7 protein-coding genes are annotated in these 9,526 nt (G+C 65.1%); 2 read left to right on the top strand and 5 right to left on the bottom strand.

Translation table 11 applies throughout. The features are described 5' to 3' along the window. Positions 1–117: 117 nt before the first annotated feature. The 3 genes from AADX97_RS27865 to AADX97_RS27855 all read right to left on the bottom strand — a co-directional run bounded on the left by AADX97_RS27865 (position 118) and on the right by AADX97_RS27855 (position 3,492). Positions 118–330 carry a hypothetical protein gene (locus AADX97_RS27865; RefSeq protein ID WP_374237340.1) on the bottom strand — a complete coding sequence of 71 codons (213 nt, stop codon included), beginning with the start codon at positions 328–330 and terminating at the stop codon, positions 118–120. A gap of 260 nt (positions 331–590) precedes the next feature. Further along, on the bottom strand, positions 591–2,087 hold the full coding sequence (locus AADX97_RS27860; protein WP_374237341.1) for an alpha/beta hydrolase: 1,497 nt from the start codon (positions 2,085–2,087) through the stop codon (positions 591–593). 46 nt (positions 2,088–2,133) lie between these two features. Continuing rightward, the gene (locus AADX97_RS27855) at positions 2,134–3,492 is read right to left on the bottom strand and encodes a saccharopine dehydrogenase (protein ID WP_374237342.1); all 1,359 of its coding nucleotides are present in this window, start codon (positions 3,490–3,492) and stop codon (positions 2,134–2,136) included. Between the two features lie 315 nt (positions 3,493–3,807). Here AADX97_RS27855 and AADX97_RS27850 point away from each other — a divergent pair, with 315 nt between their 5' ends. Beyond that, positions 3,808–4,032: a glycine zipper domain-containing protein gene (locus AADX97_RS27850; protein WP_374237343.1), complete on the top strand. Its 225-nt coding sequence runs from the start codon at positions 3,808–3,810 to the stop codon at positions 4,030–4,032. 158 nt (positions 4,033–4,190) lie between these two features. Then, complete coding sequence (locus AADX97_RS27845; RefSeq protein ID WP_374237344.1) at positions 4,191–4,685, top strand: DUF1269 domain-containing protein; 495 nt, start codon at positions 4,191–4,193, stop codon at positions 4,683–4,685. 78 nt (positions 4,686–4,763) lie between these two features. On the opposite strand, the gene AADX97_RS27840 is transcribed toward AADX97_RS27845, so the two are convergent. Together AADX97_RS27840 and AADX97_RS27835 are read right to left on the bottom strand one after the other, a co-directional pair. Continuing rightward, positions 4,764–8,441, bottom strand: coding sequence for a translocation/assembly module TamB domain-containing protein (locus AADX97_RS27840; protein WP_374237345.1), 3,678 nt, complete (start codon positions 8,439–8,441; stop codon positions 4,764–4,766). Positions 8,442–8,525: 84 nt separating this feature from the next. Then, on the bottom strand, positions 8,526–9,152 hold the full coding sequence (locus AADX97_RS27835; protein WP_374237347.1) for a DUF3611 family protein: 627 nt from the start codon (positions 9,150–9,152) through the stop codon (positions 8,526–8,528). Between the last annotated feature and the right edge of the window lie 374 nt (positions 9,153–9,526).

Raw genomic sequence — 9,526 nt, 5'->3', positions numbered from 1 at the left:
TCGTTTTGGGACTATCTGGGCGATCGCATCAAACAGCTCGGGACGGTTCCGCTGTTGCCCGACCTGATCCGCGAGCGGGCGCTGGCCGCTTCGGCCACGCCATGAGTTTTTGAGAAGTTACTCGAGGCCCTCGTACTGCCCGGTAAAAGCGCATTTGCTCGCGGTGTTCACCGCAAGGATCACCTGACCTTGATAGGCGTCGCAAAGGCGCACCGCCTCGTCGCCGGCGAGGCGACGCATCTCGAAGTCGAGGGCCGGGGCGCAGGCGGCGGAAGCCGCGGCGGGCATCAGGAGAGCCCCGATCAACGGGAGCAGGAAGAACGTTCGCATCTTCAACACCTCATCGGGTTGTTCATCAACTAGACAGGATGCGAAATAGGGCGGTCAGTCCCTGAACACAATGGTCTGCCGATGCCGATTCCGATGTCCATTGCGGCTCGGCGCCCGCGGGTTCAGGCGAATTCCGCAAACCCTTATGCCGAGCTGCGTACCGGAGCGCTCCACGCCAAGCCGGCCGTAGGTTGTGCCGAGCCGTGCGAGGCACAACCAACCGCCGGCGGGATTTTCCGGAGATCGCCTCGACCGCTCGTCTAAGGTCTATGCGCTGCGTCCGTCCTGCCTGTCTCGCCGACAGGCGCACCGGCGATCCCCTCCTCGATCCGCTCGAGCAGATACGGGAAGAAGGGATTCCAAGACAGGCGCACCAGCGCGTCCAGGCTCATCACCAGAACCCCGCGCTCGCCGCGGATGGCCAATGCCCCAAGGTGGGCACCGAAATCCTCGTTCTCGTTCGGTTCCAGACCATAGAGCGAATCGTCGATCGGAAACGGCAGGGCGACATGCGAGAGCGAGAAGACATCGCGCGGATAGGCCAATCCCAACGCCCTGGTTCGCTCTTGCGTCTCGCCCGCGTCGATCACACGCTCGACGACTTCAATGCTGTCCGGGTCGGCGTTGGCGATGACGGTCGTCTTGAAGGGACGCGGCGTCGGCGGGAGCAGTCGCTCGAGCGCGGTCTCGGTGCCGGGTCGGATCAGCGGTCCGAACTTAGTGTTCCGATTGATATCGAAGAGCACCAGCTCGCTCCCGTTATGCGGGAGCTGTCCGTAAAGGCTCGTGACGATGGCGCGTGTGCTGACGGTGAAATCGACCACGGACTGGAAGGTGATGATCGGGGGCAGCTCGTCGAGACGCCCCTGGCGTGCGTAGCGGGCGATGCGCGGTTGCAGCGCGCGCGTCAGGAGCGACGACTGGCGTGCCCCGTTGACCGGAAAGGAGTTGTATTTGAATGGATTGAACTCGGGGATGACGCCGAGCCAAGCTGCACTTGCGAACGCCGGAAAGATTGCGGGCAAGCCGGCGAATCCCGCAAACCGGGCCATTTCGGTGATTCCGATCATCGGCGTGATCAGGATCACCCGATCGGCCTGTCTCATGGATGGATCTTCGACGGCATCGAGCACGTATTTCATGGCGAGCGCCCCGCCGTTGGAGAAGCCCACCAACTGAAGCGGCGCCGAGGGTCCGACCCGACGCACCGCTTCACGCACGGCCAAGCGCGTCGCGGCGGACCAATCCTCCCACTGCAGGTTCGTCAGCCCGGCCGGGACGGTCCCGTGTCCGGGCAGGCGGATCCCGATCACGACATAGCCCGATTCGTAATAGTGTCGGCCGATGTGACGCAGGCTGTAGGGCGAGTCGGTTAGGCCGTGCAGCAGGACGACCGCACCCCGGGGTTCGCCCTCGGGCTCAAGGATATAGGAGCGGTTCCAGTCCTGGACGAAGCGCCCCGGATAGAGCGGGCTTCCCTCGTAGTAGCGGTTGGAGGGGATGCGCTCCTGTGGTGCGAGCTTCTCGGTGACCTCCGTGCGCACCTGGTCGAAGAGCACCTGCTCCCGCTCCGAATAGGCCGCCCAGTCGGCCCTGTCGAGCTCTTCGGCGACCATCTCGTCCGGGGTGAAGGTGTGCCACGCGGCGAGCGGCGCGCTTTGGTAGGCGTCGAAGGTGCGCACGGCGAGGAAGGTCAATGCGCTCACGGCGATGAGCTGTGCGGCCAATTTCAGGATTCGGGCGGTCCTCGCAAGCATGAGAAGGGTCCTCAACAGGCGCGATGATCGGCGCTGCAGCGCAACATCAGGATTCCGAGGCGTCGCGGACGCTCTCGAAGAGATCAATGTCCCAGGCCACCAGATCGCGCCGGACGGCGTCCGCACGCATTCGCGGCAGCAGGCGGGCGAGATCCTCGCCCGCAACCACGCCGAGGAGCGCGTCCGGCGCCTCGCGAGCGTACTCAAGCGCATGCCAGGCCAGGATGGCGGCGCCGACCGCGGTCGGATAGGAGATGTAGGTCGCCCCGGCATAGGGTGTGTTGAGCAGGTCGTGATAGCGCAGGTAGCTCAGGCCGACCGTCTCGATGGCGGTCTGACGGTCGTTGCGCACGACCTCGGAGACGCGAATCTCGGCGGCGGCGGAGAAGTGCGCGCGGCGGATCGTCCCGTTGCGTAGATACTCCTCGATCCGCCGTGGCTTGTTCATGCCGGGCAGGATGGCGCGCACCATCGCCTCGACGGTGAGCTCGGGCTGATGGGGCAGTGTGCGCTTGGACAGCAGGTTGAGCTGGAAGAGCGCCTTCACCAGCTCGACCTCGGACCCGCCCGTGTAGACCCCGATCGATTCGACGTCCGGGAAGGCGCGATGGAGCGACAAGAGCTCTTCTTGGTAGAGCGGATACTGACGAATCGGCCGCGGTTCGTTGGGAAAGGCATAGTCGCGCCCGGCACTGAAGGGTTCCAGGACCTGCATGCGGCCTTTGTTGAGGATGCGCGGGTGCTGTGCCAGCTCCTCGAGGGCGACGATCGGCGACCAGGAGAAGATGACCGAGTCCGAATCAATATCTTCCAGGAGGTATAGATCGATGCTTTCGATCTCGAGCTCTTTGCGGTCGCCGGCCAGCAGGTCGTGCATGCGGCGGCCGATCAGAAAATTGGTGACGCCGGGCGAGATGCCCATGTTGATCAGAGCGGCGATCCCGCGCTCGCGCAACGCCTGGTCGAAACCGTACTGCGAGAAGGTCAGGGTTCGGTCGGTGGTCGCATCGTACATGTCGGAGGCGAGATCGACCGCGTGCGCACCGATACGCAACGCCAGCTCGATCATGGGCCCGTTGAACTCCGGCAATGCGGCGTTGACCAGCATAGCCGCACCCTTCAGCGCGGTCTCGTATCCGGACTCCAGCGCGAACACCGGGGCAAAGTCGGGTACGCCGAGGAAGTCGATCCGGTCGAAGATACGCTCGGCGTGAAAGAGGGCATCGCGCGCGGCGTCCGGGTTCAAGACGACGACGACGAAGCGCATCGGGACGTCATCGCGCTCGGCGAGCTCGGAGAGGCAGATCAGAAGCGCAGACCCGACAGCACCGAGCCCGAAAAAAACGATCTTGGTCGGCTGCGAGCTTCCTCCAGTCGCAGACCCCGTCGCATTGCCGGCCGGCATCGTCGCCCTCCTTCCCGAGAATCTGAGCTATGATCGCGGAGCCGGATTCCGGCTCTAAAGGGTCGGAATCCACTTGAAAGGATGCACCTCCGACCGCCGGAAGATACGCCGAAGGCTGTCGGTGAACAAGCCGACCCGGGTTGTGATGCTTCGGCGATATGCAGAACGTCGCCGACCGACTGTGTGGGTTGTCGGCCTGGACCGGATGCCTCGGTCGGCCTGGTCCGACCCGCCCGGAATATGCATCCGAACGCTTAAGCTTGAAGGAAACTGCCCGTTCACGGGGCGTTGAGACCGAGATTAGGAGAGACCAACTTGAACCGAATTGCTATCCCTTTGATCCTTGTTGCGGCTGCTGCCCTTTCCGGCTGCGGAAGCACCACCGGGGCCCGTGTCGGAACCGGCACGGCGCTTGGCCTTGCGACCGGCGCCGCGATTGGGTCTTTCACTGCTCAGGCCGGGGCAGGTGCACTGATCGGTGCCGGTGTCGGGGCCCTCGGAGGCTTTCTCATGGACGAGCATCAAAAGGGCAATCTCTAATGCCCTGGTGCGGGCCTGCAACGCACTCGCACCGGACCGATTCCGAGACTTCCGAGGTTTTTATGGGCTTAGCGCGCGAGGGTTTTCGTGCATGATCGGGAACCGCTCGAGCCGCCCTGTACACACTGATTCTTAGAAACATCCACGAGGACATGTTCATGAGTGATCTGATTGTCGTTTCGTTCCCCGAGGAGCATCTGGCGTTTGAGTTGCGCGCCGAGCTTGCCAAGATGCAAAAGGCCTACCTTATCGACATGGAAGACGTGGTCGTCGTGACCAAGGACGAGACAGGTAAGGTCAAGCTCCATCAGGCCGTCAACCTCTCCGCCGTCGGCGCAGTCGGCGGCAGTTTCTGGGGCATGTTGATCGGTTTGGTGTTCCTCAACCCGCTCCTCGGTGCGGCGGTCGGGGCCGGTGCCGGCGCGCTGTCCGGAAAATTCTCGGATATCGGCATCAACGACGACTTCATGAAAGGCTTGGCGCAGAACTTCCAGCCCGGCTGCTCCGCGGTCTTCATCCTGGTGCGCAAGGTCACGGCGGACAAGGTCCTCGAGGGGCTCGCGGAGTTCAAGGGCAAAGGCAAGGTGCTGCAGACCTCGTTGGAGAAAGACCAGGAAGAGAGCCTGAAGGCGTTTCTGGAAGGGGCGAGCTGAGCCCCACCTCCTGTGGAGGCGGCGCGGGACATCCGCGCCGACCCTTAGGCGCTCGACAACGTGACCGGACGAGGCCGGTCATTCGCCGTCGATCGCGCCATCCGGGGCGAGCCCCACCCCCTTTCTGTCGGACCTTGCCGGCTCGAAGCTCCAGAACAGATCGACACTCGGGCTCCGGCCGCTCTGGGCTTCCAGCTGAATGCGGTCGGTGAGGTTGCGGCGCAGCCTGAATCGATTCCGGGCATCGCCGAGTCCGGTTTCGTACTCCAGGAAGGTCCCGGGTGCGATGTAACGGCCGAAGGCGAGCGCTGCGCTTTGGTCCGCATCCGTGCCGCCGGGTGCGATTCCGGTGACCAGGAAGGTGATGGCGTCGGACTGGCTCATCGCCGGATCCGTGTTCGAGAAGAAGGTGAACTGCGGGTCGGCGAGTGTGCCGATGACCCGGACGTTGGCCGTTGTCCTGCCGCTCCCGCGCTGGGCGAGAAAGAGCAGCCCCGGATTCCGGATCGGGTTTCGGACCCATACCAGCTGACCGCGCGAAATCGCCAAGGGTGCAACCAAATCCGCAGTCGGTCCAAAACCGGTCGGAATCCGGTACCGGCCGTCGAGGATCTGCAACTGTCCGTTGCCCAAGAGGTCGCGACCGGGCGTCTGGATCAGGTTGAGGTTCCCGGCGAGTCGTCCGGACAAACCGAAGGCATCCAGATTGACCCCCTCGCCGACGCGCAGCCCGATTGCGAGGTCGATCGGATAGCGCGGTGGGCCATCCTTTCCCTTGATGACGACGTCGTTCGAGGGCCTCACCGTCCCTTCGGGAAGCGCCCGCGGGGTGATCCGCGCCTCGGGGATGAGGATCTCTCCACGCACCCGAGCGCCATCGGCCGTCGCGTCCAGATCGAGCCTCGGCGAGACCCTGACGAAATACTCGCTCGTGTCGATCAGGACGAGGCGCTCCCCGACGGCCTGAATCCGTGCACTCGGGCCATCGGGACCGAAACCGCCCTCGCCGCCGATCTCGAGGCGCTCGCCGCCGACGTCGGCGCCGCCCGAAAGTCGGATGCGCTCTGCCGAAGCGGCGTTTGCCGAGAGGGTCAGGTCCGCGACTTCCAGACCGACGAGCGGGACATGGAATCCACCGTGCTCGACACGGACCTCGCCGCGAACGCCGGGTTGGCCGAGCGTGCCGCCCAGCGCGATATCCGCGCCGAGCGTGCCTCTCAAGCGAGTCAGTTGGGGAATCGGGTCTGCAAACCGTTCCAAGCCGTCGAGTTGCGCTCGGAGCCGACCGCTCACCGGCTGCGCGGCGCGGAGCGGATCGTCGAGCCGCCACCCGGCCAGATCCAGATCGACATCGGCTTGGCCCAAGCCTTCCAGCGGCACGAACAGCCGCCCACGCAGGTTGCCGCGCATGGCATCGATATCGAATCGTGCGCCAGAAAACACGAGAACCTGATCCCGGCCGCGGGCGGAAGGAAGACTCAAACGACCGGCCGGAAGGCTGGCCGTCGCGCGTCCTTCCAAGCGTGTTCCGGTGGCGACAAAGCGTCCGTCGAACGCTGCGCGACCTTCCAGCAAGAGCCCCTGCGGCAACAGGGGAGCGACAAGATCCAGATCGAGCCGGTCGAGGGTGGCCGCCACCGTCACGGCCGCGCTCGCATCCCGCGAGATCTCGAGACAACCGCCGGATCCGCGCTCGTGCCGGAGGCAGAAGGGTCCGGCGGCGAAGGTCGGCCAAATGATCTCGATCGGACTCGCCTGTTGGATGCGCCACGTCGCGAAATCCCGGCTGTCCAAGCGCAGCTGTGTGACCTCTCCACGATAGCGGCCGGTTTCCGCCAGCCCCCCCGCGAGGGCCAGCTCGACCGAGAGCGGATCGCCCTCCAGCGACAGGCCGAGTCGATGGTCCGCGCGGCGGCCATCGCCCCGGATCGAGAGACGCTCCCAAGCCCGGGTCTCGATCAGAAGGTCCTCTCCGTCCACGCGGATCTCCAGCGATCCGTCGGGCGCGAGATCCAGGTCGGCGAGGGCCGACAGACGCGCGATGCGGTGTCCGGCGATCCCCAGGTCTCCGGCATTCAGCTCGATCTGCAGTCGCGGCGAGCCGAAGGCACCGGAGACCGACCCCGAGGCTTGTCCCCGGCCCACCGCGCCCGGATAGAGGCTTGCCAAGTCGGGCGAATCCAGTGCGAAGCGCAGATCGAGTGACCCGTCCAGCGCACCCTCGATGCGCAGTGTGCTCGGCCCGGATCGGGCGCGAAAGGCATCGATCTTCAGTCGGCCCTCGGCGAGCTCGAACCCTCCGGTTGCGGAAACCGGATACCCACGCAGCTCGCCACTCAGCCCTTCGAGTGCCGCCGTCAACGCGGGCCCCGTCTCGGTGAATCGGCCGCGGCTCGCGAGCTGCAGATCAAGGAGGCCCGACCAGAGCTCGGGGTCCGCATCCGTGACGAATGCGGCGAGCAACTCGGCCGGGTTCAGTGCCGTGCCGCTCAGGTGCAGATCCCAAGCCGGTGTCCAGATCGGAGTTTCGGACCCCGTCGCCTTCGATGGCGCTCGGGCGGCATCAACCTCGGCGGTTGTGTTCAGGTCGATCCGACCCCTTGCCGAGATCTGCATGCGCGAGCCGATGCGGCGCAGATCCAAGGACCGGATCTCGAGTGCAGGATCTTCCCACATCAGATCGAGCGAGGCGGCGAGACGTCCGAGAGAGGGTCGCTCGGCGGGCTCCGCTTGGATCTCGCCGGTGACCCTAGTCGATGTTGTATCGCCCCCTATCGCGAGGGTACCGCTGACCGCGACCTCGCGCAGACCGGCATCGAAGGCGGGCAGATCCAGAGCCACGAGCTCGAACGTGCCGCTCCAGCCCGGACGTCCAAGCGGATCGGTGATCTCGACATCGAGATCCAGGTCGACGGAGCCCGTCACCGTGCTCAGGACGGCGAGCCGCGCAAGGTCTCCGTTCAAACGGGTGTGGCCCAACACGCGGGCGTTCGGCGTCGGCTGCAGCTCCCAGTTTGCATCAAGCTCAAGCGGGTAAGTGCCGGTCAATCGCGCGGTTCCGCTCCCGTGCACCTCAAACGCGGGCTCGACCAAGACGACCGCGACGCGGTCGATGGACAGCAGGCCGCCGTCGAGCCGCCCGGAGAGCTCGGCCCGTTCGACGACGGTCATGGGCCGGACGTTGTCCGCAGAGAAGATCCGGAGACGCTCGATGCGTGCGGAGGCCAGGTCGAGGGACAGCGGCAAGAGAAGATCAGGCAGAACAAGGGGGGGGTCGGAGTCATGCGCGCGCTCGCTCGGAACCAGATCGATGTCCAGCACATGGATGTCGGCGATCGACAGGGTTCCGCCAAACGCCCGCAGGGGCGACCACGCGAGGTCGAGGCGGCCGATGCGGACCGCGACGGCCGGCAACTGGATCGAGAGATCGGAGGCGACGATACGACCGAAGAGTCGCCCTTCGACCTGGCCGACTTGAACGCTGCCTGGGACCAGCTCGGAGACCAGATCGAGAAGCGTCCGCAGACCGGTCTGGGTGGCACCCAGCCAGAGCAGGAACAGCAGGAAGACGAGAGGAAACCCGGCAAAAGGCCGTGGATTCGGGACGCGCAAGGGGCGCTGCTGTCGCTGCGGATGCGAGGCAAGCGCGGTCGTGGCGCCGGGTCGAGCAGGATCGGGATCGGATGCGCCGGTGGGCACCGGCCTATGCGCATCGACCGGCGTCGGTGGGCCCTCGGTGTCGGGCAGAGCGGTCATCGGCGTCCGAATAGAAGTCTGAGGACGACCGCCGCGTCGGCGCGGCGCGCGACGCGGCGGGATGACCGAGCGGACGGACCCGGTCTAGACGACGACCTTGCCCCCGCCGTACTCGGGCGAGCCTTCGGTGACCCGGAACAGCAGCCAGAGGCTGAAGACCATGACGACCAGCTCGGCCATCAGCGTCAGGACCATGGACATGAGGCTGAGCATATCCACCGCCGAGACCCAGCTCGCCGGTCCGGCCCCGGTGGTCTGAAAGACTGGAACGCCTCCTTGCGGCGTGGAGAGGAAATAGAACAGAAGGTGCGCCACCTCGATGAACATCACCACGATGGTGAAGAGGATCGCCACGCTGCTCGCCACCAGACCGACCCAGATGGTTCCGGCAAGGTCTTCCTCCGAGGGGGACTCCTCCGGACCCGCGATCCGCTTGGCAATCTGCGTGTAGCGATAGAACCAGAAGGTGGTGAAGACCAGGATCGCCAAGCTTCCCATCGTTAGATATTCGACGATCGGCAAACCGGCACGCGGACCGCTGGGTGATTGTGCGAAGACGAAGGTGTAGCTCATGAGCACGATCGGGATCGCCCCAACCACGATCTGGATCCAGAATCCGGTCCAGCCCAGCCGCGCAAACGACCTCGCCAAGCTGATGCGCGGCAAGGCACGGGTCTTTTGCAAAGAATTCTCGATGAACCTCTTGAACATATCGATCTCATCCTTCACCGGGGTTGGCTGTCAAAAAACCCGCGAGCGGGCGGTTTTCGTCAACAAGCTCCAAACACCTTCGACGTGTCTCCGGCCGTCGCGCGCGGCACGGAGAAAAGTAGGACATCCGAACCCTGTGCCACTGCGTCGATCACCGGATCGATCAACCAAGATGCCGACGAGCTCGTCGATCGCCGGCTCGGCGAGGGACTTGGACAGGAGGCGGCCAGGCTCGGCGGGCGATTCGACTCTTTCGAAAACCCCCCGGATCGGCGGGGCAGAAGCATAGTCGGGCGCCTGCAGGGCCGCAAGGCGTTTGTGGCTTTCGGGCGATGGTGCTCTTCTGCGGGTTCGGGGTGCGGGGTTCGGGGTTC

It is taken from the genome of Thiocapsa sp. C2-2m, assembly GCF_041903745.1.
GTDB lineage: Bacteria > Pseudomonadota > Gammaproteobacteria > Chromatiales > Chromatiaceae > Thiocapsa > Thiocapsa roseilacustris.
Note: the sequence above shows the minus strand (reverse complement) of the source record. Positions and strands in the feature narration are given on the sequence as shown.